The sequence below is a fragment of the Streptomyces sp. NPDC054956 genome, from assembly GCF_053609185.1.
On record NZ_JBSGXB010000090.1, the window covers coordinates 1 to 23,829 of the forward strand.

Genomic DNA, 23,829 nt, shown 5'->3' on the forward strand with positions numbered 1-23,829 from the left:
CATCAGCACGCACCGCCCCGCCGCGAGCGCCTCGGCGGCGGCGTCGAGGGCCTCCGCCGCGCGGGCCGTTCCCCGGTGGACCGGGATGTGGCCTTCGCGGGCGAGCGCGCCCCCGAGCGCCGGGACCCGCCAGAGCCCGGCCGTGGCCATGACCACCGGCTCGACTCCGAGCCCGCGCAGTGCGGCGACCACGACGACGGGGTCGGCGAGGCTGGTGTGGTTGGCGACGAGGATGGTCCCGGCTTCGATCGGGCCGGCCGCGTCCGTCGTGACGGTCATGCGGCCGAACACCGGGGCCAGGACGGCGGCGACGCGGCTGATCACGGAACCTCCGGGGTGCGCTGACTTCATGCCCCCAGGGTGTGGGCGGCCGGCGGGACCGGCATGAGTCGCCGTACTCAACCCGGCTGGGTACCCGGCGGGCACGCAACCGCCGTCCCACTCACGCGGCGGCCCGCGACCTCCGCCACTCCACGTCCTCGGGCGTCATCGGCGCCCGGATGGCGTAGACGTCGCCGACGCGCAGATTCGACGGCGTGCTGTACTCGCCGCACATGCCGATGATGGAGACGGACACCTGGGAATCGGGCTGCCAGAAGGTGCGGTAGTGCGGGGCGTTCCCGGCGTACTCCGGAACCTCCAGCAGGGGGACGCCGCGCCGCTCCAGCAGCCGTCGCAGCTTGTCGAACCGGAGCCGGGGAGCGAACCGCCCGTACCGGTCGCGGAGCACACCGTCGACGGTGCCGCGGTTCCGGTGCGCGAGCCGGTGCACCTGCAGGCTGAAGTGGTGGCCCGACCAGGGGTGACCGGCGGAATCCCGGTCCCAGTAGAACTCGGCGAGGCCGAAGTCGCGGACCATGCTGTGGCCGCCGGGGGACAAGTTCTCGCCGAAGTCCGCCCCGAAGACCTCGGTGGCGCGGTCGGGCGGGTCCGCAGGACCCACGCCGAGCACGGTGCCGGTGGTGACGACGTCCACGTAGAACGCCAGGGAGTGCGGGGTCAAAGGCCGGTCCTCGGTTCGGTGCGGTGTGTGCGCACCACCGTAACCCTCGGGTTCCACTCGGCCCGGCCGAATTTCCGCCCACGGACCGGCGGGCAGGATCCCCCTTCGGCCCGCACGCATCAACTCTCCTGTGGTACAAGGTCATTGGTTGCTCTACGTCGTGACGGTCGGAGTGGTCGCGGCAACGGGGAGGGTGCGATGGCTGCACGTGTGGTGTTCGTTCACGGCATTGGCGGCCCCCGGGACCCCGCCAAGGAGCTCGATCAGTGGTCCGCCGCCCTGGCCGCCGGGATGTGCGCAGCCGGTCACGAGGACCAGGCGGAGCGGCTGCTCGCGGACGCCTCGGGCGGCCGGCGCTTCGTCTACTACGGGGACCTCTTCTCCGCGCCCGGGGCGCAGGACGGTGGCCCGTGGAGTCCGGACGCGCCGGAGGCCGAGATCCTCGCCGGGCTGCTCGGCGACGTGGTGGAGTCGCTGGTCGCCGAGAACGAGTCGGAGACCGACCCCGATCGCAGGGCGGCCGAGCTGGGCGTCCTGGAGCACGCCCGCGCCCAGACGGCGTACGGGAGCCGGCAGGAGCAGGGCGGCGGCGAGATCCTGCGCAAGGCGCTGGACGTGGCCACCACCCTGCTGGAACTGAGGCCGTGGCGTTCCGTCGGGACGTGGGTCGCCCCCAAGCTGATGGTGCGCGATCTGGCCCAGGTGGCCCGCTATCTCGCGCGCGGGGAGCGGGAGGCGGCCGGCGGGAGCCTGGACGAGCGGATCAGGGCGCGGGTGTGCGAGGCGCTCGGGGACGGTCCGAACCTGGTCGTCGCGCACTCCCTCGGGACGGTCGTGGCTCTGGAGGCGCTGCACGAGCACGCGGGGGACGTACCGCTGTTCGTCACCCTCGGCTCCCCCATTTCCATGCGTGCGGCCGTCTGGCCGCGGCTGCGGCCCCGCCCTCCGGCGGCGCCCGCCGGGGTGCGGAGCTGGCTGAACTTCTGGGACCGCGACGACCTGATCGCCGTACGGCCACGCCTGGAGGAGGACGTGGCGCCGAACGCGGCCGGGGTCGCCCCCGTGAGCAGGCGTGTGGATTCCGACGGCCTCTGGGTGCATCCGGCGCAGAAGTACCTCGCCCAGCCGGCGGTGGCGGGTCCCGTCGCCGCGGCGCTGCGCGACGGGGCGGCGGGGGCTCGGTGATGGTCCGGCCGGCCGCTCGCAGGCACGTGCTGATCGTCGCACCGCACTGCGAGTCGATGCCCCGGCTGGATTCCCTCGAACCGGCGGCGCGCGAGCTGGACGAGGTGCTCAGGGACGGCGCGCTGGGCGGCTGCTCCCCCGGCCTTCCCGACGGCGGGTCACTGTTCCTCGGGGACGGTCTGACCAGCGAGCGCGTCCGGAGGCTGGTGGAGGGTGCCGTCGCACACGCCGCCGAGCGCAACGCGGTCCTGGTGCTGGCCATGCTCGGGCACGGCTTCGTCGTCGGCCAGGCCGGCACGCTCCATCTGATGACCTCGGACTCCGCCGAGGAGACGCGCATGGGCGCCGTCGACGTGAGCGCCCTGGTCACCATGGCCGCGGACCACCACGGCGTGGCCGGGCTGATCGGCATCGTCGACACCTGCCATGCGGCCGGGGCGATTCCGGCCGCGCCGCAGCTGGCGGCGGGCAGCCGCAACGGCCGTACACGGCTGTCGCTCCTCATGGCGTCCTCGACCAGCCAGCCCGCGTACGACCTGGCCCTCTCCCGGCAGCTCGCGACGGTGTTGCGGTCCGGCGTCTGCGTGGACGAGGAGGAACTGTCGGTGAAGCGCGTCGCGCTGGAGCTGCGCAGGCACGTCAGGGGTCAGGACGTCACACTCATGGAGCACGACGGCGACCCGTCCCCCCGCCCACCCCTCTGGGTCGGCCGCAACCCCCAGTACCGCCCTACGTCCCCCGGCGTCCTCAGCGGGCACTTCGCGGACGAGGAGCTCACCTCGGCCCTGGGCGGGCTGAACCCGCCGGCACCCGTTCCGCGGGCACGCGGCATCCAGGACGTACGGACCCTCCTGCGCGAGCTGGAGGAATCCCGGCCGGCGGGGGCGGACGCCGCCTGGGACCGGGCGGTGAAGGCCGCCGACGATCTGTACGTGGCGGTCCGCACGGTGGAGTTCCTGCGGGCGTGGATCGGCCCGGAACTGACGACCCCGCGCCTCCGCCGCGCCCTCGGCTCCCTGCTCGCGGGCGAGCGTCGACTGCCCGCGGGCCCCGCCACGCCGTGCACCAGTGATGTGAAGGTCCTGGACTACCTGGTCTTCGACCACCCCGTCGCCCACAAGGACTGCCGGTCGTGGGTCACCCGCTTCGTACTGCTCCTCGCGCGTGAGGCCGGCCGGAGCGACCAGGATCCCGAACTGGACACGTGGGCGGAGGAGATCAGGGCCCGGCAGGAGCTCAACGACGCCGTGGAGTACGCCCGGCGCCAACATGCCGAACAGCGGCTGTCCTTGGTCACGAGCCTCCACGCCTCGGTGGCCGGGTCCTGGCCGGAAACACTGGAGACCTGGCTGCTCCTGGACGGCGAGATCCTCGAGCGCAATACGTTCAGCTGCGTTCCCGGGACGGATGGGTCCGTCGACCGCGAGAGCGTGGAGGACGCGCTCGACAACGCCCTGCTGTGGTCCCACACCGCAGCCGACGCCCTGCAACTCCCCTTGACCCGCGTCCATGTGGCGGCGCCGAGCGCCCTGCTGGTCACCTGGCATCCCGAGAAGTCCGGGTCGGCCATGTGGCTCGGGGTCCACCACGACGTGGTCATGCACTGGAGCGAGCGCCTGGCTCCTTCCCGTCTGATGAGGCTCACCGAGGCATCGGTCAGGGCCCGTTGGAAGGCCATCGACAGTCACACCGAGGCGTCCGCACCGCTGGACTGGCTGTCGGAGCAGGAGACGGCCGATCCGAAGGCACTGGGTGGACGACTGGCCCGCGGGCAGTACGGTACGGGCGCCATCGGCCTCGCCCACCGGCCCACCGCGGACACGGAAGGGCTGCTGGACCTCCTGCTCGCCTACACACCCGTCCTGATGTGGCCGCACGGTGCGGACGGCTTCGCGGTGGCGCTCCGGGAACAGCTGGACGCGCACTGGCGCACCCTGCCCGACAGCCTCCTGGACACCTACCGGTGCGAGTGGAGCGGCGGCTCGGCCAAGGACATCTCCGCACTGCGGCTGGTCTGGGACGACCAGGACTGGCTGACGTTCTGCAACCGGTTCCGGGTCTCGGGCACGAGCGGGGGTACCTCATGACCGGCGGATCCTCCCCCACCGAAGCCGCGACCCGCATGGCCGATGCGCTGCGTCCCTTCCAACAGCACGCAGCCGGGGGCGATGTGCCGGGGCGGCGGCAGACGGGGATCCACGCCAGAATCCTGATCGACCGGTCGCCGACCATGGCGGTATGGCGTGATGACCTGGACGCGTTCACCCGGGCCCTGATCGGGCTCGGGGCGTTCCGCAGCGTCCAGATCGACGACCTGCCCGCGACGGCGGGGGCGGCGGCCGTGGAAGCCTGCGCCGGGAATCCCAGGACGACCGAACCGGTGCAACTGGGTCGTGCGTTGACCCTGAGCTTCGTGTCCTCCGGCACGGACCTGTCCGACGGGGGTCGCGTGACGACCACGCGTGCGCACCGGGTGCTGATCCTGATCTCGGACTGCGCTGCCCCCCAGTGGCGCAGTCCGGACTGGTGGCAGACGGTGCACTCCCTCCTGCACTACTCCCCCATGGCACTGATCAATCCGCTGCCACCGAAGCTCTGGCGCCGCGTCGGGCTCGATCTGCCCGCCGTCCGCGTCACGGCGCCCCCGACCCCGGCGGCGGACAACACCCAACTCCCCTTCCAGCCACCTCCCCTCCTGACCGCTTTGGCGGGCGGAAGGCCCGACGGCGTGCCGGAAACGCTGCCCGCGGGAACCTCGTGGGTTCCGCTTCCGGTGATGTCGCTGACCGGTCACGCCCTGGGCCGGTGGGCACGGACGCTGACGGCGGATACCGCCGACGGATGTGACGCACTGCTGGTGCCCGGCCCGGCAGCGTGGAATCCATCCCCACCGGATGAATCTCGTTGCACACCCGCTTCCTTGACTACTTCCTGCCTCCTGCTGGCGTCCCCCAGAGCTGCCAGACTCACCGCCTTGTGCGCGGCATACGAGGAACTCGATCTCCCACAACTCCGGGCGATCGCCCGGGCGTTCGAGCCCGAGGCCACTTCGGCCGACCTCGCCGAGGTCCTCGTGGGCGGGCTGCTCTCCGTCACCGCCGGCGAACCGGCGACGCTGCGATTCCGCGACGGCGTCCGCGAGCACATCCGGTTGTCGCTCGGGGTGCGGGACGTACGGCTGCTGTGCGAGCGCCTGCCCCAGTACGCGGAACGCCTCGCCGAACGGCGGCACGAAAGCCGGCCCGCAGCCCACCCGGCGAACCCGGCGAACCCGGCGGCGAAGCCCGCCACGGTCGTTCCTGGAGCCTCGGTCACTCCCGCCGCTCCGGACCCTCCTGGCGCCCAGGTCGCTCCGGTCACTCCAGCCCCTCCTGTGGCCCCGATGAAGAAGCCCGGCACGGACGCGCCGCCGTCCAGGAGCCTCGGCCGGCGCCCGAGCAGGCCGGACGTCCAGCCGTACTTCTTCCTGAGCTACGCGCACACACCGAGGTTCGGGGCGGGGGGACCCGATCCCGACATGTGGGTGGAGCGGCTGTTCCGCGATCTCTCCGCCCATGTCATGGCACTGACGGATCTCCCGGCGGGAGCCGAGGCCGGGTTCATGGACCGGGAGATCCGCAGCGGTGAGGGCTGGTCCGAACGGCTCGGGGCGGCGCTCGCCAGGTGCCACACCTTCGTCCCCCTCTTCTCGCCGCGCTACTTCGCGAGCGAGATGTGCGGGAAGGAGTGGTACGCCTTCGCACAGCGCACCGTCCAGCACGCGGCGGTCAGCAACCAGCAGGCCGATGCCATCGTGCCCGCCCTGTGGGTGCCGGTCCCCCCCGAGCAACTGCCGTTGCCGGCTGAGCGGTTGCAGTTCAACCACGGCGCCTTCGGGGAGCGGTACGTCACCGACGGGCTGTACGGCCTGATCAAACTCCGCGGCTACGCCGAGCAGTACGAGAGCGCCGTGTACGAACTCGCCAAGCGGATCGTCCGCGTTGCCGAGACCACCCGGCTCGGGCCGACCCGACCGCTGGACTACCGCGTGGTGCCCAGCGCGTTCGGCGGCCCCGCCCGGGAGGCGCAGCCCTCCCGCTCGCTCCACATCGTCGTCGCCGCGCCCACACGGCACGAACTGCCGCAGGGCCGCAGTCCCGAGTACTACGGGGACAGCGCCTTGGACTGGAACCCGTACCACCCCGTGTCCCGGCGGCCCGTCGCCCACGTGGCCGAGGACCTGGTGCGCAATCTCAACTACCAGGTGACGGTCAGCTCCTTCGACGACGCGACCGAGCGCTTCGACCCCAAGCAGCCGCCGACCCGGCCCGAGATCCTGATCGTCGACCGGTGGGCGGTGGAGGACGAACAGTGCAGGCGGCGCCTCGCCGCCTTCGACCAGGAGTCCCGGCCGTGGATCAACGTGGTCGTTCCGTGGAACCGCTACGACAGGCAGAGCCGCGCGAAGGAGAGCGAGTTGGCCCACCGGCTCGAGGAGACCATGCCCGTCAAGATGAGCCAGGGGCGGGCCGCCTGCCGGGCCGCCGCCAACGGCGTGGCGAACATGGAGACGCTCGGCCAGATTCTCCCGCAGGTGGTGGAGGCGGCCGCCCAGCAGTTCCTCCGCCACTCACAGATGCACATGCCCGCCGGCAACTTCCAGGAGGAGCGGCCGCGGCTGCTGGGCCCGATGGGCCTCCGCCCCGCCGACGGGCTCCCCCCTCGCCTTCCGTTCGACCGGCCGATCCGCGACACCGAACAGGTCCCGACGGACGAAGGCTGACTCCCGCCCCGGAGCCGATGCACTGGTTCAAGTACGCGGTCGACGGTGAGGTCCTCGTCGACTTCCACACCCTCCAGGAGATCGAGCCGACCGGTCAGGACCCGACCCGTCTCGACGCGCACATGCGGCCGTTGGGGCTCGTCCCCGACGCGTATCCGCCCCTCCACGGCGTCCTGTCGCTCGTGGAGAACGCCTTCGGCATCCGGCTGACGCAGCCGCGAGAGACGGACGATCCGCGTACGAGCGGCCGCTTGCTGCCCCTGCCGGAGTGACGCCCGGGGCGGGGCCTACCCGCCCGCGGCCGGTCGGGGCGCCGCGATCGAGGCGAGGAACTCGTCGACCATGGGGATCTGTACGTCCTCGGGGAAGCGGCCGGGGTCGAAGAGGGCCTGGACCACGAGGCCGTGGACGAACGCGACCGCGGTGGCGGCGAGTTGCTCCGCGTCGGCCTTCTCGGGGAGTTCGCCCAGGTCCCGCGCGGCCTCGAAGTGCGGGCGGATCGCCGAGCGCATGCGGGTGTAGCGGTCGGCCTGGTCGGCGGCCAGTCCCTCGTCGGCGAGGGCCAGGTCCCAGGAGCTGACCCAGATGCGGTTGCGGGCGGTGTCGTCCTCGGTGAGCGGCAGGATGTCCAGCAGCACGGCCCGTACGGAGGCCAGACCCGCGGTGGGGCGTTCGCGCCGGGGACGCTCCGCGGTGCGCTTCTCCAGCAGGTCCAGGGCGTGGGCGATCAGGGCCCGCTTGGTCGGGAAGTAGTGCATGAGCATCCCGGTCGAGACGTCCATCGCGGCGGCGACGGCACGCAGGGTCAGGCCGCCGAACCCCTTGTCCGCGAGTACGTGCCACACCGCCTGGGACACGTCTTCGCGGCGGGCTTCACGGTCTCCGGGTGCGGGTGGCATGCTGCTACCTTACATACCGAACGCTTGTTACGTACCTAGGATCGAGGTATCCGTGTTCGCCCTGACGATCGGTGACGACGCTCGACTGCGCCCCCTGGAGCCCTGGCACGCCCAGGAATTCCTCGCCCACATCGACCGCGCCCGGCCCTCGGTGGACCCGTGGATACCGTGGGCGACCTTCAGCACCGACCTCGCCTCCGCCACCGCCACCCTCCAGCGGTACGCGGACCGGCAGGCCGCGGACGCCGCCCGGATCTACGGGATCTGGCTGGACGGCACGCTCGTCGGCGGCGTCATGTTCACGCAGTTCGACGCGACCACCGGGGTGTTCGAGGTCGGCTGCTGGCTGGAGGCGGCGGGAGAGGGCCGGGGTCTGGTGACCCGGGCGTGCCGGGCGCTGATCACCTGGGCCTTCGAGGAACGCGGGATGAGCCGTGCCGAATGGTGGGTCGCGTCGGGCAACGCCCGCAGCATCGGAGCGGCGCGCCGGCTGGGGATGACCCGCGACGGCGTGCTGCGCCGGCGCTCCTCGTACCGGGGCGTGCGGCAGGACATAGAGATCTGGTCGGTCCTCGCCGAGGAGTGGCCGCCCGCCGCCGGAGCCCCGGCCCCGGAGTCCGAGGTGAAGGCCGAGCTCGACCGGCTGATGGAAACCTTCCTCGGCGCGTTCACCAACAAGGGCGGCGGCCGGCCGAACCTCGGTGCCGTCCACGAGGTGTTCATTCCGCAGGGCACGATCATCAAGAACGTCGGGGCCGAGCCCGTGGTCTACGATCTCGACTCGTTCGTCGAGCCCCGGGAGAAGATCCTCACCGACGGGACGCTGACGGAGTTCTCCGAATGGGAGGTCTCCGAACGGACCGAGGTCATCGGCACGGTCGCGCACCGGTTCAGCGAGTACGCCAAATCCGGTTACCTGGACGGCGAATGGTTCGAGGGCTCCGGCCGCAAGACCACCCAGTTCGTCCGGACGCCCGCCGGGTGGAGGATGAGCTCGATGGCCTGGGACGACCTGTAGGAGCCGGCCCGCGCCGCACCCCGCACCGGTGCGCGGATCGCCATGCCGGGCCTGCGGAGCGGGCGTTCAGGCCTCTTCGGTGGTCAGCGCGCCGTTGCGGATCCGGGCCCGCCACCAGTGGCTGCTGCCGCCCCACGCCGAGTCGGGGTCGGCGGCGGCCCGCGCCAGCCAGTCGTAAGCCCGCGGGAGCACCTCCTCCACCAACAGGCCCGATATCGCCAGGCGTTCGGACGAGGGAACGGCGGAAACCGACAGACTGGCACGCCCCGCACCGCGTCGCGGCCCGGCCCGGGGCGTCCACCCGCAGTTGGCCAGGATCGTCCACTCGGTCCAGTTGTCGGGGTCGGTACCGCTCAGCCACAGACCGTCGACGCGCACTCCCGCGGCCCGCAGGCCGGCCTCGATCACCGACCGGCCCACCGGGTACGCCCAGCCCCGGCGCAGCCGGGTGCGGGAGTAGGACTCCCAAGGCAACTCGCTCACGGGCCGACGGTACCGGGGATGCCCGTCCGTCCCCACCCAATAACGCGCACGCCCGTACGGCTCACCGGCAGGGCCCGCCCGGTCGATGTCAGGCCGCCTGAACTGCGACGGAACGCCACGGCTATCCTCCTGCGACTGATCACTTACGGGAGGGAACCTCATGCGCCGAATACGCCTCGGGACGGCCGGGACGGCAGCCGCGATGGCTGCGCTCGCGTTCACCGCCGGATGCGCCGCGCCCAGCGCCACCGCACAGGTGCCGGTCTCCCCGGCGACGACGCCCTCCGCCACGACCGGCGCGCCCTCCACGGCCGCCTCGCCCGACGCCGGCTCCCGCCCCGGGACGCCCTCGACGACCGCCAGGGCCCTTCCTCGCGGTTACGACGCGAAGCGCGACGCGAAGGCCGACATCCAGGCCGCCCTGGCCGAGGCCGCCAAGGACCACAAGGAAGTCCTCGTCGACTTCGGTGCCAACTGGTGCGCGGACTGCCGGGCGCTCGACGTCATGTTCCGCTCCGCGCAGGTCGAACCGCTGTTGCGGAAGGACTACGTCGTGGTCTCCGTCGACGTGGGCAAGTTCGACCACAACCTCGATGTGGCCGCGCAGTACGTCGACCTGCAGACCAGCGGGATCCCGGCGCTGGTCGTCCTGAAGTCGAACGGTGAACCGCGGACCGCGACCAACGACGGCGCGTTCTCCAGTGCCGCAACCATGAACCCCGGCCAGGTCAGCGACTTCCTGACCCGCTGGGCGCCCGCCGGCGACCAGTGAGGCTCCGATCCGGGCGTGGTTCCGTGCCGGGGGCCCGCGCGGCGTCGGCCCTGGCATCGACCCTGGCATCGGCCCTGGCGTCAGCCCTCCTGATCAGCGGCTGTGCGACGGCCCGGCCCGCCGAACCCACGGCGCACTCCACGGCGGGCGGGGTCGACGTGACCGTCTCACTGCTTCCCGCGTCCGGCGGTCGGCGTGAGGTACGAGCGACCTTCAGCCCGCAGGAAACCGGGTTCCACATCTACAGCATCGACCTTCCCCCGGAAGGCATCGACGGGCTGGGCATCCCGACCAGAGTGGCCGTTCAGGGCGACCTCACCGCCGTGGGCAAACCCTCGACGGACCTCCCGACCCGCGTCCTGCGCCCCGTGGGGCTCCAGGTCGAGCTCCCCGTCTACGTGGACGGAGCGGTGACGTTCACCCTGCCGGTCCGCCAGACCGGCTCTCACCAGGCCGAAGTGGTCGTCAGCTACGGGGCCTGCAGCGAGACCCGGTGCCTCGCGCCCGTCACCGACAAGGCGATCCGGCTCAAACTCGACTGAGTCACGCCCACCGGGCCGAGGCGGCCCATGAGATTGGCCGGAACAGCACAGCCCTCGCCTCCATCGGATCGCGTACGGACCCGGTCCGATCGGAGTGGCCTCGTGCGGGCGGCGCCGGGCCGCCGACCTGGGCACCGTCCTCATGAAGGGCGATTTTCAGCCATCCCGTCGAGCGGCTGGCCGAGATTGACGTATCGCAGGGGGTGTTCGGCCTCGTACCTTCCGTCATGCGGGCTGCTCGGGGCCGGTGCGGCGGACGACGCCGCCAACCCCGGCCCAGTGGACCGCAGGTGGCCGCCGGCCACCACGAACAATCGACACCGCACGACGCACACCCTTGGGTGAGCACGGGCGCACCCGAGAAGGAGACAGCGATGGCGACTGGCATCGTGAAGTGGTTCAACGCCGAAAAGGGCTTCGGCTTCATCGAGCAGGACGGCGGCGGTCCCGACGTCTTCGCGCACTACAGCAACATCTCCGCCACCGGCTTCCGCGAGCTCCAGGAAGGCCAGAAGGTGACCTTCGACGTCACGCAGGGCCAGAAGGGCCCGCAGGCCGAGAACATCGTGGCTTCCTGACTCCACGCCACCGAGGCGCCCCCCATCACCGATGCGGGGGCGCCTTCGCGTTCGCGTCCCCTGGGGCCGGTACAAGACCGCAGGTCGCGGGGGGTTAACGTGTCCCTTCCATTCGAGGGGGAAGAACGATGTCGCACAACACAGGGTGGGGACCGCACCCGGGACAGCACCCGGGACAGCCCGGGCCGCAGTGGGGCGGCGGCTGGATGCCGCCGTCCGCGCCGAAGCCGGGCGTCATACCCCTGCAGCCGCTCGGCGCGGGCGAGATACTGAGCGGCTCGTTCGCCGCCTTCCGCCGGCACTGGAAGGCCCTGGCCGGCGTCATCTTCGCGGTGCAGGGAGTCGGACTCCTGCTCACCGTCGCCACGTTCGTCATCACGGTCCTGACCGTGACGAACCGCTTTTCCGCCGTCTTCGACCTCGCACCGGGTGAAGAACCCGTCGGCGCGGACGTGGCGGCCCTGTTCCTGGCCCTCCTGCCGGCCACGGTGCTCCTGCTGATCACGATGGCGGTCGGCCTTGCGGTCATCTGCTCCCTGTGTCCCGCCGTGGTGCAAGAGGCCGTGCTCGGCCGGACCGTGACCTTCGGCGCCCTGTGGCGCCGCACCTGGTCCCGTCTGCCCTCGGTGCTCGGGACTCTGCTGCTCACCGGCCTGATCGCGGGCGGGCCGATCCTCGTCCTCTACGCGGTCTGCGTCCCGCTGATCATCATGTCCGCGGACGGTTCCGGCCCGCCGGCCGCCCTGATCGTGATGCTCCTGGGCGTCCTCGTCCTCATGCCCCTCACGGTCTGGCTCATGACGCGGTTCAGCCTCGCGACCGTCGCGGCGGTGTTCGAGGAACTCCGCCCCGTCGCGGCCCTGCGGCGCTCCTCCCAGCTGGTCAGGGACAACTGGTGGCGCGTGTTCGGCATCGCCCTGCTCGGCCAGGTCGTGGCGGCGGCGGTGGGTTACGTCATCCAGCTGCCGTTCGGCTTCATCGGTTTCGCCGCTCTCCTCCCGACCATCGGGATGTCGGAGAACGGCAGCGCGGACCCGGGCTCCATCGTCTTCGGATTCGTCGTGTACGCGATCGCCGTCCTGGTCGGCGGCATGATCAGCGGGCTGTTCCAGTACACCTTCCCGCAGCTGGTCGTCTCCCTGCTCTACGTCGACCAGCGGATGCGCAAGGAGAACCTCGCGGCGAGCCTGATCGCGTCTCTCCCCCCGGTGCACCCGGCCGGCCCCACGCCCCCTCCCGGCCCGGCGTCCGACCGGATCTGAGGTCGAGCGGGCCCCACGGCCAGCGATGTCCGAAAGTGTTCGGGCCATGTCGTTCCGGACCATCACGATCGTGCCCCGTCCACGGCGAGACTGAAGTCATCAGGTCACCGAGAACGGGGAAAACGATGAGCACGACGGGCGCAGTGGTGGTTTACGGGGCGACGGGGCACACGGGTCGGTTCATCGTCGCGGAACTCGGGAGGCGTGGAATCCCCACCGTGGCCTCCGGCCGCAACGCGGCCCAGCTGGAGCTGCTGGCGGCCGAATGGCCGGGCGTGGTCGTGCGGCCGGCCTCCGTGGACGACGCGGGCTCGCTGGACCGGGCCCTCGCCGGCGCGGCGGCCGTCATCAACTGCGCCGGACCGTTCGCGGTGACGGGAGGCCCCGTCGTCGAGGCGGCGCTGCGCGCCGGAATCCCGTACCTGGACGTCGCCGCGGAGATCGAGGCGAACGCCGCGACCTTCGCGGACCACGCGGAAGCGGCGCGGAAGTCGGGCACGCCCGTGGTGCCGGCGATGGCCTTCTACGGCGGCCTGGGCGACCTGCTGGTCACCGCGGCGATGGGCGACTGGACCGCCGCGGACGAGGTGCACGTCGCGTACGGGCTCAACAACTGGCACCCCACGCCGGGCACCCGAACGGCCGGCGCGGTGTCCCACGAGCGCCGTGCGGGCCGCCGGGTGCGGTTCGCGGACGGTGCGCTCCAGTACCACGACGACCAGTTGCTGGAGCAGGAGTGGCCCTTCCCGGAGCCGCTGGGCAGCCGTGCGGTGATCGCGGAGTTCACCATGGCCGACGTCGTCACCGTGCCCAGCCACTTCGCGGTGCCCGAGGTCCGCACCTACATGGCCGTCGAGGCCGCGCGGGACCTGGCCGGGGAGGACACGCCGGCGCCGGAGGCGGTCGACGACCTGGGCCGGTCGGACCAGCTGTTCGTCGTCGACGTCCTGATCCGCGCGGGAGGCGTGGAGCGGCGGGCGACGGCGAGCGGCCAGGACATCTACGCGGTCACCGCACCGCTGGTGGTGGAGGCAGTCCAGCGCGTCCTGGACGGCCGGACCCGGACCACGGGCGTGGCCTCGGCCGGCGCGATGTTCGACGCGGAGGACTTCCTCAAGGCCCTCTCCCCGTACCTGTCGGTCGCGCTTCCGAACTGACCGGCGGCTCGCTCGGACGGCTGCTCCCCCGCTGGGTGAGCGCGCAGGGTGAGCACACCGGGTCCGTGCCGGAAAACACGCGGGAAAACACCTCCGGGCCCCGCCGAGAACGCCCCCTCGGGCGCCCTCGGCGGGGCCTTCGCGCTGCTCCGGACACCTCCGCCTCCCCCCGGGCCACTTGCCGCGCCGGAGCCTCCGACGCGACCTCCTGAAGCCGCACTCCACCCCATCTGACCTGCGGATTTGATTCAAGATTCCTAGGATGGGGATCCGCTGACGGGGCCGGCCAGGAGGCCTTGCGCGCCCGAACGGTCCCGCCCCTTCGGCGAGTTCTTCCCCGACGTGCTCAAGACCGCCCCAGGAGGCGCTCCATGACCGAGTCCGGCACCCCCGACCAGTCTGCGAACGTGAACGAGAGCTCGTACAACGCCGATCACATCGTGGCGCTGCAAGGCCGGGAGGCGATCCGCAAGCGGCCCGGCATGTACATCGGCTCGTGCGGCGAACGCGGACTGAGCCACATGGTGTTCGAGGTCGTCGCGCACTGCGTCGACGAGTACCTGGCCGGCCACGCCGACACCGTCGACGTCACGATCGCGGCGGACGGCGGCATCCGCGTCACCGACAACGGGCGGGGCATCCCCATCGAGTGCGAGGAGTCCACGGGCGAACCGACGGTCGAGCCCGCACTGACCGCACTGTCCTACGGTGCCGGGCGGAAGAGCGGGTACTGGGTATCCGGCGGTATGTCCGGCCTCGGACTCTGCGTGGTCAACGCGCTGTCGGGCCGCCTCACGGTCGAGATCCGGCGCGACGGCTACCGCTGGACCCAGGAGTACGAAGAGGGCATCCCGCTCGGCTCCCTGACCCGGCGGGAGGAGACCGCGGAGCACGGCACCACCCTCACGTTCTGGGCCGACGCGGGGATCTTCGAGACCACGTGGTACTCCTTCACCGCACTGTCGGAGCGGTTCCGGGAACTCGCCTCCCTCAACCCGGGCCTGGCCGTCTCGCTGACCGACGAGCGCCCGGCGCGGGCTGTCCGGTACGACCACGCCGAGGGCGTCCGCGACTTCGTCACCCACCTCAACTCCCGCCCTCCGCGGACCGGGACGCAAGCCCACCCCTCCGTCATCGGCTTCGCGTCGGAGAACGCGGACAGGACGATGGCGGTCCAGGTCGGCCTGCAGTGGACCACCTCCTGGCGGGAGGAGATCCTCTCCTTCGCGAACACCGCCCGCACCCTCGAGGGCGGCTCCCACGAGGAAGGGCTGCGGACCGCGCTCACGGCTCTCCTCAGCACCTGGGCGCGACGGCGGGGTCTCCTGGCCGATGACGACGGGGACTTCGTCCGCGAAGACGTCCACAAGGGCCTGACCGCGGTGGTCTCCGTCAAGCTCACCCACCCTCGCTTCGAGGGCGCCACCAAGACCAAGCTCGCCCATCCCGGGGTCGACGCCTACGTCCAGGAGGTCGTTCGAGAGAACCTCGCGGCGTGGCTGGAGGAGAACCCCCTCGAAGCCGAGGACATCGTCCGCACCATCCTCGACACCGCTGCCGCACGCAGGGCGAACTGATGGCCCGAGGCAGTCGGCGGGATTCGCATCCGGGATGAGCGATGCCCCCGGACGCGTGTGAGGAGGACCGGCAGCGGGAACGCGACAGGCAGGGCGGTGCGTTCGATCCGCTTCGAGGGCACGCCGGGCGAAACCGGAGCGCCCTGCCTTACGTTCTCCGGTCGGCGGCTCCGTGCCGCCCGCCCCGTCGTCTCATACCGGAGGAGTTCTCATGGCCCTCCTCACCATGATCGCGGTGATCCTCGGCGTCTGGCTCGCCGCCGGCATCGCCACCGCCGCGTTGTACGCCGTCCTGCGCAGCCTGCACGTCCGGCGCCAGCGGGCGCTGACACCGACCCGACGTCCGAAATCCCGGCCGGTCAAGGACCGGTCCGATGTCCTTCCGCGCCGCTGAGCCCGCTGGACGGGGCCGAGTCAGCCGAGTCATAGGGGGCGGTGCGGGTCCATCAGGGTGAAGGAGCCGCCGACGAAGCGGGCGTCGGGGTGGTCGGGGTCCAGGGGGCCGTGTTCGGCCAGCAGGGCTTCCGCGTAGGCCTCCGCGTCGTCGCGCGGTACGTAGCCCAGCGCGCGGGCGGAGGTGAGGTCCCACCAGGCACGGGTGTTGGCGCTGATGCCGTTGACGACGGTGTGGCCGACGCCCGGGGCGGTCAGGGCCGCGTGTACGAGCCGGGCGCAGTCGGCCGGGCTGAGCCAGGTGGACAGCATGCGGACCGTACGCGGCGCGGCGAAGCAGGAGCCGATCCGGATCGAGACGGTCTCGACCCCGTACTTGTCCGCGTAGAGGGAGGCGAGGTTCTCTCCGAAGGCCTTCGACAGGCCGTAGTACGTGTCCGGGCGGGCCGGAATCGCACTGCCGACCGGATTTCCGCCGGCGAGCGGCACGTAGCCGACGGCGTGGTTGCTGCTGGCGAACACGACGCGGCGGACGCCTTCCGCCCGGACGGCCTCGTAGAGGTGGTGGGTGCCGCGGATGTTGGCTTCCAGGACCGCCTCGAAGGTGTCCTCCAGCGAAATCCCGCCGAGGTGGACGACGGCGTCCACCCCGCGCACCGCCTCGCGCACCGCACCGGCGTCGCGCAGGTCGAAGACGAGGGATTCCGCGCCGTCGACCGGTTTCAGGTCCGCGAGGCGCAGCCGGTACCCGTAGCCGGGCAGGCTCTCGCGCAGGAAGGCCGCCACGCCGCCCGCGGCGCCGGTCAGGAGGAGGGTGCGGGGCTGGTTCATGCGCGGAACTCCTTGGCCAGGGCGGCGAGCAGCGGTAGGCGTTCGGGTGGGAGCAGACCGAGGTGGTAGAGGCTGAGCCGGCTCGCCCCGGCCGCGCGCAGCCTCCGTACGTGCGCGCCCAGCATCTCCGGATCGGCGGGATGCTGCGCCGTGACGTAGGCGTCGACGGGCAGGCCGGACAGGGCCGCCCGTGCGACGAGGCCGGCGGTGTCGGGCCCGGTGGGCCAGCAGGGCACCAGCAGGGCGTCCACCTCCTCGGCCGCCCGGGCCGTCAGCCCCGGGGACGGCCCGGTGGCCCAGGGGTCCGGGTGGGCGTGCAGGGTGACGGGCGCGCCGGGCAGGGTCTCCCGTACGGCGGCCAGCACCTGTCCGCGCAGGGCATCGGCGGCGGCGTGCCGGGCTGCCAGGAGTACGGTTCCCAGCGCCTCGGGGAGCGCCGGCCCGGCGGGGTCCGCCGCGCGGCGGAGCCGTGCCACGGCCTCCCCTGGGTCCAGCCCGGCGGCCCGCCAGTGCCCGCGGCAGGCCGCGCAGCAGCACACGGACAGGACCCTGAGGGTGTCGGCCGGATAGGCGCCGTCGGTCTTCTCGTGACAGCCGAGGTGGACGGCCCCCAGCTGGCCGGCGGACTCCAGGGACACCCCGCGCACCGCACCGGCCGGCAGCCCGCGCAGGGCTTCGGCGGCGAGGGTGGCGCAGTACTCCCGTACCTCCTCCTGGGCGGGGCAGAGCGCGTACGGGTAGGACTCGCCGTAGCAGTTGGTGACGGCGAGCTCCGGATGCAGGGCCCCCAGGCGGCTGTTGTGGGCGAGGACGAGCCAGCCGTTGACCGGGATGCCCTCCTCCGCGAGGGCTGCGACGGCCGCGCCCGCCGGGTCGGGCCCGGACACCCAGCCGGCGCCCGCCGGGACGAGGCGTCGGCCGGTCCAGGCGGGCTCCCGTACGGGGCGGTAGAGGGCGGAGTGGGCGGCGTCGACGAAACGGCGGCGCGGGTGGAGCGGGGTGGCCGCGCGGGTGGAGTGGTAGGTGAGGGCCAGGGTGACGGCGTCCAGGCCCGCCTGCCTCACCCGGTCGGGGAAGGCGGGGTCGTCCAGGACGTCCCAGGGGTAGGCGTGGGCGGAGACGAAGGGCGCGGGCTGCGGGGCCGGGGGCGCGGGCAGGTCCGCGATCGGGGGTGTACTCACCATCGGGGGCGCATCTTCCGGTACGAGGGGTCGAACCGCCGCATGTAGGCGGTGTCGTCGCGGTCCCTGATGCCGCACTTCAGGTAGTTCTCGTGGAGGCGGGCCAGGGCGTCGGGGTCGAGGGTGATCCCGAGGCCGGGCCGGTCGGGTACGGCGACGGAGCCGTCGGTGATCGGCAGCGGTTCGGCGAGGACGTCGACCCCGAACTGCCAGGGGGTGTGGGTGTCGGCGGCGTAGGACAGTTCGGGCAGTGCGCCGCCCAGGTGGGTCATGGCGGCGAGGCTGATGCCGAGGTGGCTGTTGGAATGCATGGAGACGCCGATGCCGAACGTCCGGCAGGTCGCGGCGAGTTCGGCGGTGCGGCGCAGGCCGCCCCAGTAGTGGTGGTCGGCGAGGACCACGCCGACGGCGCGCTCGGCGAAGCCCCGGGGTATGTCGTCGGGGCTGACGACGACCATGTTGGTGGCGAGCGGCATGGGTGCGTCGCGTGCGACCGCGGCCATGCCGTCGATGCCCGGGGTGGGGTCCTCCAGGTACTCGAGGAGTCCGTCCGTCTCGGCGGCGACCCGCCGCGAAGTCTCCACCGACCAGGCCGCGTTCGGGTCGATGCGCAGCGGGTGGGCGGGGAAGGCCGCGCGCAGGGCGCGGATCGTCTCGATCTCCCGGTCGGGCGGGAGCACGCCCCCCTTGAGCTTGAGGGAGCGGAAGCCGTAGGTGTCGGTCATCCGCTTCGCCTGGGCGACGATGCCGTCCGGGTCGAGCGCCGCGCCGTACGGGTCCTCGGGGTACGGGCCCCCACCGATCGGGCCGTCACCGTACGGGTCCGCGCCGCCGTCGCCCGGCAGGTCCGCGCCGGCGCCCGGTCCGGGGTGGGCGGCCCATTTGTGGAAGAGGTAGGCGGAGTACGGGACGCTGTCGCGGACCTTGCCGCCGAGGAGGTCGGTGACCGGACGTCCGATGAGCTGTCCTTGCAGGTCCAGGCAGGCCACCTCGAAGGGGCTGAGGACGCGCAGGGTGGTCTTCTGCGGGCTGGATGCGCCGGTCAGGCCGTGGCGGTCGGGGGTGTCGGTGTCGTCCCCGAGGACGGTCCGGACCCGACGCAGCAGGCCGTGGGTGTCGAAGGGGTCGAGGCCGTCGAGGGCCGGGGCGACGGCGCGCAGCAGCCGCAGGTGGGCGGCGTCCCCGTACGTCTCCCCCAGCCCCACGAGCCCGTCACCGCAGCGGAGTTCGATGACGGCGCGCAGCGCCCAGGGCTGGTGCACACCCGCGGAGTTGAGCAGCGGAGGGTCGGGGAAGGCGACCGGGGTGACGACCGCTTCCCGGATCTTCACCGGACCTCCAGCCCGGCGAGGGCGACGCGGCCGCGGGCGATGATGCCGGCGAGACGCCGTTCGTGCTCGGGGGTGACGTCCACGAGCGGCGGCCGTACCCGCCCCATGTCGAGGCCCGCGAGCCGGGCGCCGGCCTTGACCAGGGACACGGCGTAACCGGGGGCTTCGTCGCGCAGGGCGACGAAGGGCAGGTAGAAGGCGGCGAGCAGGGTCCGTACGGCCGCTTTGTCCCCGGCGCGTACCGCGCGGTGGAAGGCGGTGGCGATGTCGGGGGCGAAGCAGAGCACGGCGGAGGAGTAGCAGTCGACGCCGATGGCCTCGTACGCCTGGACGGAGAGTTCCGCGGTGGGCAGGCCGTTGAGGAAGCCGAACTCGGCGGCGCGCGGGTGACCGCTGGTGCGGACGGCGGTGACCAGGCGGAGCATGGCGTCGACGTCGCCGAGGCCGTCCTTGATGCCGGTGACGGTGGGGATGTCGAGGAGGGCGAGGGCCGCGGCCCCGTCGAGGACGGCGTTGGCCCGCTGGTAGACGGTGACGGGCAGGGCGGTGGCCTCGGCCACGTAGCGGATGTGTTCCACGAGGCCGGCCGGGGTGGAGGAGACGAGGTACGGCGGGAGCAACAGCAGTCCGTCGGCCCCGCATTCGGCGGCGGCGGTGGCGAACTCGCGGGCCAGGCGCGGCCCTCCGCCGCAGCCGGCGACGACGGGGAGCCCGCCGTCGGCGACCCGGACGGCGGTGGCGACGACATCGCGGTACTCGTCCTGGGAGAGGGCGGTGAACTCGCCGGTGCCGCAGGCGACGAAGAGCCCGGCGGGGCCGGCGTCGATCTGCTGCTCCAGGTGTGCGGCGAAGACGGCGAGGTCCACCTTGTCCTCGGCGGTGAACGGGGTGAGCGGGAAGGACAGCAGCCCGTGGAGGCGCATGGAAACCCCTTGCTTGGAACGGTGGGTGACGGCTTTTCAGCCCTTGACGGCGCCCGAGGTGAGTCCGCGCACGAACTGGCGCTGCATCGCGACGAACGCGATCACGCTGGGCAGCAGGGCGAGGAGGGCGGAGGCTAGGAGCACGCCGACGCCGACCTCCTCGTCGGCGCGCAGGGTCCGCAGGGCGAGCGGGAGGGTGAACTGGCGGGCGTCGGTGGCGACCAGCAGCGGGAGCATGTACTGGTCCCAGATCATGGTGAAGCCGAAGATGCCGATGACGCCGAGGGCGGGCCGGCACAGGGGCAGGATCACCGACCAGAAGACGCGCAGGTCACCGGCCCCGTCGAGGCGGGCGGCCTCTTCGAGTTCGACGGGGATCTCCTTCATGAACTCGGCGGTGACCAGGATGGAGAACGCCCAGGCTCCGACCGGGACGATCATTCCCCAGAGGCTGCCGGTGAGGGAGAGGTCGGACAGGACCAGGGAGAGCGGGATCGCGAGGATCTCCTCGGGCAGCATCATCGTGCTGAGGATCAGCAGGAGTACGAGGCGCAGGCCCGGGAAGCGCTTGCGGGCGAGGGCGTAGGCGGCGGAGACGCTGACCGCGATCTGGAGCAGCAGGCCGCCGCCGACGACGAGGAAGGAGTTGAGCAGGTAGAGCAGCACGTCGCGGTCGATGGCGGCCTCGAAGTTCGCGAGCGTGGGCCGGGTCGGCAGCAGGGTCAGCGAGGTGGGGTCGGTGGTCCGGTTGAAGGCACTGGCCAGCAGGGCGAGCAGCGGCCCCGCGAAGACGAGTACCAGCAGGGCGTACAGCAGCAGTTTCGCGATGACGGCGACGGCGCCGCGGCGGGCCTCCAGGCCGAGCGCGGTGTCGAGACGGCCCGTCGCGCCGGGTCCCTGACGGCTCATCGTGCCGCCTCCCGTCCGGCAACGTGGTCCTGGCGGTTCATCGCGCCTCCTTTCCGGTGCGGGCCCGTCCCAGGCGCACGGCCAGGGTGAGGGCGACCGAGGCGCAGAGCAGGACCATGGATCCGGCGGCGGCCACGCCCAGTTCGCCGCGTTCCAGGCCGAGTTTGTAGACGAGGGTCATCAGTACCTCGGTGGAGCCGTCGGGCCCGCCGTTGGTGAGCAGGAAGATCTCGGTGAAGACGCGCAGGCCGCGGATCGCGGCGAGCGTGAGGAGGATCGTGAAGGCCGGGCGCAGGGCGGGCAGGGTCACGTGCCACACCCGCCTCAGCACTCCGGCACCGTCGGCGGCGGCGGCCTCGTAGAGGGTGCGGTCGACGCCCGCGAGGGCCGCGATGAAGATCATCATGTCGTAGGGGGCGCCGCGCCAGATGCCCACGGCCATGACCGACCACAGGGCGCTGTCGGGGCCGTTCAGGAACTGCGAGGGCGCCGCGCCGAACCAGCCGAGCAGGGTGTTGACGATTCCGTCGGCCGCCGGGTGGTAGAGGATCCGCCACACCTCGGCGACCACGGCCATCGCGGTCACGGTGGGCAGGAAGACGGCGGTCCGCACGATCCACAGACTGCGGGCTGCGCCTTCGAGCAGCAGCGCCAGCGCGAAGCCGAGGACGACCGATCCGCCGGTCTGGCCGACGGCCAGGACGAGGGTGTGTCCGATGGCGTCGAGGAAGGCCTCGTCGGTGACCACCTGACGGTAGTTGGCCCCGCCGGCCCACCGGTCGCCCAGGTAGGGCCGCACCTCGTGGAAGCTCATCCCGACCGCCCGCCACATCGGCAGGAACTTGAAGAGCGCGAAGAGCAGCAGCGCCGGGGCGAGGAACAGCCAGGGCGTGGCCACGGCCATCGCACCGCCGCCGCGCCGCCTCGGCGTGCCCATCAGGAGCCCGCTCCCTGCTTCTTCAGCTCGGCGGAGAAGGAGTCGGCGAGCTTGGCGAGCGTGGCCGCGGGGTCGGAACCGCAGTCGGCGACCATGCCGTTGAGCGCTTCGGCCGAGGCCTGCCGGAAGGGCGTCCACTCCTTGACCACGGGCGTGTAGCGGCCCGCCTCGCGGTAGACCTTGTCGAAGACCAGCCAGCGCTTGTCGGCGCGTACGGAGGCCAGGTCCACGGTCTGGTTGACGGGCAGGCGCACGACGTTGCCCGCGGTGTCGCCGGCCATGCCTGCCTTCTGGCCTTCGGCGCCGATCAGGTACTCGGCGTACGCGAGTTGGCCCTTCGGGTTCTTCGATCCGGCCATCAGGTACGCGTTCTCCCCCTCGGCCAGTACGGAGCTCTTGCCGCCCGGGCCGGCCGGGAGCGCGAGGACCTCGTACTTGTCCGCGCCGAGCGCCTTGTCGAAGCGGGCCATGTTGTAGGGGCCGGTGAGGTAGATGCCGCCCTTCCCGGACTCGAAGAGCGGATGGGCCTGGGTGGTCTCGGCGGTCACCGCGCCGGGGACCACGCTCCTGGCCGCGCAGAACTGGTCCTTGAGGCGGCGGGCGGCCGCTACGGCGGCGGGGCTGCCGATCGCGGGCTCGAGGTGCCGGGCGTCCGCGCCGGTGAAGTAGTCGCCGCCGGCGGACCAGAGGAAGCTGGAGAAGTACCAGTCCAGGTAGCCGCGTTTGGTGGTGCCGGGGATGACGTAGCCGTAGGTGTCGGACTTGCCGTTGCCGTCGGGGTCCTGGGTGGTGAAGGCGGCGGCGAGGGCGTCGAGTTGGTCCCAGTCGGCGGGTGGCGCGATGCCGAGCTTCTCGCGCCAGTCCTTGCGGACGAACAGGGCGAACGTCTGGGCGGAGAAGGGCACTCCGTAGTACTTGCCGTCGGCCGCCTTCGCGGCCTCCCAGGAGGCGGGTATGAGCTGGTCCCCGCCCCGGACGGCGTTCTTGTCCACCTCCCGGACGAGGCCCTGCTTGACCAGGGTGCCGAGTTGGGCGGTGTCGTTGACGATCAGGTCCGGCAGCTTCTTCTGCGCCGCCGCCTGCTGCAGCTTCGTCTCGAAGTCGTCGAACAGGGCGGTGACTTTGGCTTCGACTCCGGTCGCCTCGGTGAAGGCGGCGGCGAGGTCCTGGTGGGTCTTCTCGGTGGGCGAGCCCGGGGGCTTGCGGACCCAGATCTCCAGGGGTGCCTTGTCGTCGCCGGCCGCGGGCCCGGAACCCCCGCCGCAGGCGGTGAGGGTGGCCAGGGCGAGGACGGCGGCGAGCGAGGCCGCGAGGGCGGTGGAGGCGCTGGGGAACACACTTCTGCGATTCATTGGATATCGAATCCCCGTCTACATATCTGGACAGGATCTGAGAATGTGGCAGCTCTGCAAGTGGAAGTTAGCGTCCGCTACCATGCCGGTCAACACTCACGCGGAAATGATCTGGAGGGTGGACATGCCCGCAGCCCCGTCGGACGTCTCGACCGTGAAGTCCGCCGAACGGACCGTGCGCATCCTGGAAGCGCTCGCGGCCTCCGCCGACCGGCTCACCGTCTCCGAACTGCAGGAGCGACTGGGCTACCCGCGCAGCAGCCTCCACGCCCTGATCCGGACCCTGCGCGAGCTCAAGTGGGTCGAGGCCGACGAGACCGGCTCCGCCTTCGGGGTGGGGCCGCACGCCCTGCTGTCCGGCACCGCCTACCTGGACCGCGATCCGGCGCTGCCGTACGCGCACGAGGTGATCGAGGACCTGCGCGCGGAGACCGGCTACACGGTGCACTTCGCCCGCCGCGACGACGCGTACGTCCTCTACCTCGCGAGCCGCGAGGCCCGCGACAGCGTCCGCGCCATCTCCCGGGTCGGCCGCAGGCTGCCGGCCCATGTCACCGCGCTGGGACAGGCGTTGCTCGCCGAACTCACCGCCGAGGAGGTGGACGCCGTACTGCCGAAGCGGCTGGAGGCACTGACCCCCGGAACCGTCACCGACCGCGCGGCCCTCCACGAAGAGCTGGCCCGGGCGCGCGACCGGGGCTGGGCCCTGGAACGCGAGCAGGGCACACCGTGCG

24 protein-coding genes are annotated in these 23,829 nt (G+C 72.1%); 13 read left to right on the forward strand and 11 right to left on the reverse strand.

Going from position 1 to position 23,829, the window contains the following annotated elements:
- The coding region (locus ACWGDE_RS16710) for a 1-acyl-sn-glycerol-3-phosphate acyltransferase (RefSeq protein ID WP_453389750.1) at positions 1-324 on the reverse strand (324 nt) is incomplete at its 3' end.
- Between the two features lie 118 nt (positions 325-442).
- The gene (locus ACWGDE_RS16715) at positions 443-1,003 is read right to left on the reverse strand and encodes a hypothetical protein (RefSeq protein ID WP_453389727.1); all 561 of its coding nucleotides are present in this window, start codon (positions 1,001-1,003) and stop codon (positions 443-445) included.
- Positions 1,004-1,201: 198 nt separating this feature from the next.
- Between ACWGDE_RS16715 and ACWGDE_RS16720 the strand changes: the two genes are divergently transcribed.
- From ACWGDE_RS16720 to ACWGDE_RS16735, 4 genes are all read left to right on the forward strand, one after another.
- Complete coding sequence (locus tag ACWGDE_RS16720; RefSeq protein WP_453389728.1) at positions 1,202-2,188, forward strand: hypothetical protein; 987 nt, start codon at positions 1,202-1,204, stop codon at positions 2,186-2,188.
- 26 nt (positions 2,189-2,214) lie between these two features.
- Positions 2,215-4,275, forward strand: a complete 2,061-nt coding sequence (locus tag ACWGDE_RS16725) for a vWA-MoxR associated conflict system protein (RefSeq protein ID WP_453389729.1) — start codon at positions 2,215-2,217, stop codon at positions 4,273-4,275.
- An 887-nt stretch (positions 4,276-5,162) separates the two neighbouring features.
- Positions 5,163-6,950, forward strand: coding sequence for a TIR-like protein FxsC (locus ACWGDE_RS16730; RefSeq protein WP_453389730.1), 1,788 nt, complete (start codon positions 5,163-5,165; stop codon positions 6,948-6,950).
- Positions 6,951-6,967: 17 nt separating this feature from the next.
- Positions 6,968-7,222, forward strand: a complete 255-nt coding sequence (locus ACWGDE_RS16735; RefSeq protein ID WP_453389731.1) for a hypothetical protein — start codon at positions 6,968-6,970, stop codon at positions 7,220-7,222.
- Positions 7,223-7,237: 15 nt separating this feature from the next.
- Here the strand turns inward: ACWGDE_RS16735 and ACWGDE_RS16740 are convergent, their stop codons facing one another.
- Positions 7,238-7,849 carry a TetR/AcrR family transcriptional regulator gene (locus ACWGDE_RS16740; protein ID WP_453389732.1) on the reverse strand — a complete coding sequence of 204 codons (612 nt, stop codon included), beginning with the start codon at positions 7,847-7,849 and terminating at the stop codon, positions 7,238-7,240.
- Positions 7,850-7,901: 52 nt separating this feature from the next.
- Between ACWGDE_RS16740 and ACWGDE_RS16745 the strand changes: the two genes are divergently transcribed.
- A complete protein-coding gene (locus ACWGDE_RS16745; protein WP_453389733.1) occupies positions 7,902-8,867 on the forward strand; it encodes a GNAT family N-acetyltransferase in 966 nt (321 codons plus the stop codon).
- Positions 8,868-8,933: 66 nt separating this feature from the next.
- On the opposite strand, the gene ACWGDE_RS16750 is transcribed toward ACWGDE_RS16745, so the two are convergent.
- Entirely contained in the window at positions 8,934-9,350 is a 417-nt protein-coding gene (locus ACWGDE_RS16750) for a hypothetical protein (protein WP_453389734.1), read from the reverse strand.
- Between the two features lie 160 nt (positions 9,351-9,510).
- On the opposite strand from ACWGDE_RS16750, the gene ACWGDE_RS16755 reads away from it, so the two are divergent.
- From ACWGDE_RS16755 to ACWGDE_RS16785, 7 genes are all read left to right on the forward strand, one after another.
- Positions 9,511-10,122: a thioredoxin family protein gene (locus ACWGDE_RS16755; protein WP_453389735.1), complete on the forward strand. Its 612-nt coding sequence runs from the start codon at positions 9,511-9,513 to the stop codon at positions 10,120-10,122.
- A 158-nt stretch (positions 10,123-10,280) separates the two neighbouring features.
- Positions 10,281-10,664, forward strand: a complete 384-nt coding sequence (locus tag ACWGDE_RS16760; RefSeq protein WP_453389736.1) for a hypothetical protein — start codon at positions 10,281-10,283, stop codon at positions 10,662-10,664.
- Between the two features lie 374 nt (positions 10,665-11,038).
- Positions 11,039-11,242, forward strand: a complete 204-nt coding sequence (locus tag ACWGDE_RS16765) for a cold-shock protein (RefSeq protein WP_453389737.1) — start codon at positions 11,039-11,041, stop codon at positions 11,240-11,242.
- Positions 11,243-11,370: 128 nt separating this feature from the next.
- The gene (locus tag ACWGDE_RS16770) at positions 11,371-12,504 is read left to right on the forward strand and encodes a hypothetical protein (RefSeq protein WP_453389738.1); all 1,134 of its coding nucleotides are present in this window, start codon (positions 11,371-11,373) and stop codon (positions 12,502-12,504) included.
- Between the two features lie 125 nt (positions 12,505-12,629).
- Complete coding sequence (locus ACWGDE_RS16775; RefSeq protein ID WP_453389739.1) at positions 12,630-13,661, forward strand: saccharopine dehydrogenase family protein; 1,032 nt, start codon at positions 12,630-12,632, stop codon at positions 13,659-13,661.
- Between the two features lie 371 nt (positions 13,662-14,032).
- Positions 14,033-15,238 (forward strand): ATP-binding protein, encoded by a 1,206-nt coding sequence (locus ACWGDE_RS16780; RefSeq protein ID WP_453389740.1) that lies wholly within the window; start codon positions 14,033-14,035, stop codon positions 15,236-15,238.
- Positions 15,239-15,449: 211 nt separating this feature from the next.
- A complete protein-coding gene (locus ACWGDE_RS16785) occupies positions 15,450-15,632 on the forward strand; it encodes a hypothetical protein (RefSeq protein WP_453389741.1) in 183 nt (60 codons plus the stop codon).
- Positions 15,633-15,661: 29 nt separating this feature from the next.
- On the opposite strand, the gene ACWGDE_RS16790 is transcribed toward ACWGDE_RS16785, so the two are convergent.
- Genes ACWGDE_RS16790 through ACWGDE_RS16820 form a run of 7 tightly spaced genes read right to left on the reverse strand, consistent with a single transcriptional unit; the run spans position 15,662 to position 23,095 of the window.
- Positions 15,662-16,462: an NAD-dependent epimerase/dehydratase family protein gene (locus ACWGDE_RS16790; RefSeq protein WP_453389742.1), complete on the reverse strand. Its 801-nt coding sequence runs from the start codon at positions 16,460-16,462 to the stop codon at positions 15,662-15,664.
- Positions 16,459-17,646 carry a hypothetical protein gene (locus tag ACWGDE_RS16795; protein WP_453389743.1) on the reverse strand — a complete coding sequence of 396 codons (1,188 nt, stop codon included), beginning with the start codon at positions 17,644-17,646 and terminating at the stop codon, positions 16,459-16,461. Before ACWGDE_RS16795 ends, ACWGDE_RS16790 begins: the two co-directional genes overlap by 4 nt.
- Positions 17,640-18,974: a glucarate dehydratase family protein gene (locus tag ACWGDE_RS16800; RefSeq protein WP_453389744.1), complete on the reverse strand. Its 1,335-nt coding sequence runs from the start codon at positions 18,972-18,974 to the stop codon at positions 17,640-17,642. The genes ACWGDE_RS16795 and ACWGDE_RS16800 overlap by 7 nt, the downstream gene beginning before the upstream one ends.
- Positions 18,971-19,897, reverse strand: a complete 927-nt coding sequence (locus ACWGDE_RS16805) for a 5-dehydro-4-deoxyglucarate dehydratase (RefSeq protein WP_453389745.1) — start codon at positions 19,895-19,897, stop codon at positions 18,971-18,973. The genes ACWGDE_RS16800 and ACWGDE_RS16805 overlap by 4 nt, the downstream gene beginning before the upstream one ends.
- Positions 19,898-19,933: 36 nt before the next feature.
- Positions 19,934-20,806 (reverse strand): carbohydrate ABC transporter permease, encoded by an 873-nt coding sequence (locus tag ACWGDE_RS16810; protein ID WP_453389746.1) that lies wholly within the window; start codon positions 20,804-20,806, stop codon positions 19,934-19,936.
- Between the two features lie 37 nt (positions 20,807-20,843).
- Positions 20,844-21,743: a carbohydrate ABC transporter permease gene (locus ACWGDE_RS16815; RefSeq protein ID WP_453389747.1), complete on the reverse strand. Its 900-nt coding sequence runs from the start codon at positions 21,741-21,743 to the stop codon at positions 20,844-20,846.
- Positions 21,743-23,095: a sugar ABC transporter substrate-binding protein gene (locus tag ACWGDE_RS16820; RefSeq protein WP_453389748.1), complete on the reverse strand. Its 1,353-nt coding sequence runs from the start codon at positions 23,093-23,095 to the stop codon at positions 21,743-21,745. Before ACWGDE_RS16820 ends, ACWGDE_RS16815 begins: the two co-directional genes overlap by 1 nt.
- 82 nt (positions 23,096-23,177) lie before the next feature.
- On the opposite strand from ACWGDE_RS16820, the gene ACWGDE_RS16825 reads away from it, so the two are divergent.
- A partial coding sequence (locus ACWGDE_RS16825; protein ID WP_453389749.1) for an IclR family transcriptional regulator occupies positions 23,178-23,829 on the forward strand: 652 nt, incomplete at its 3' end.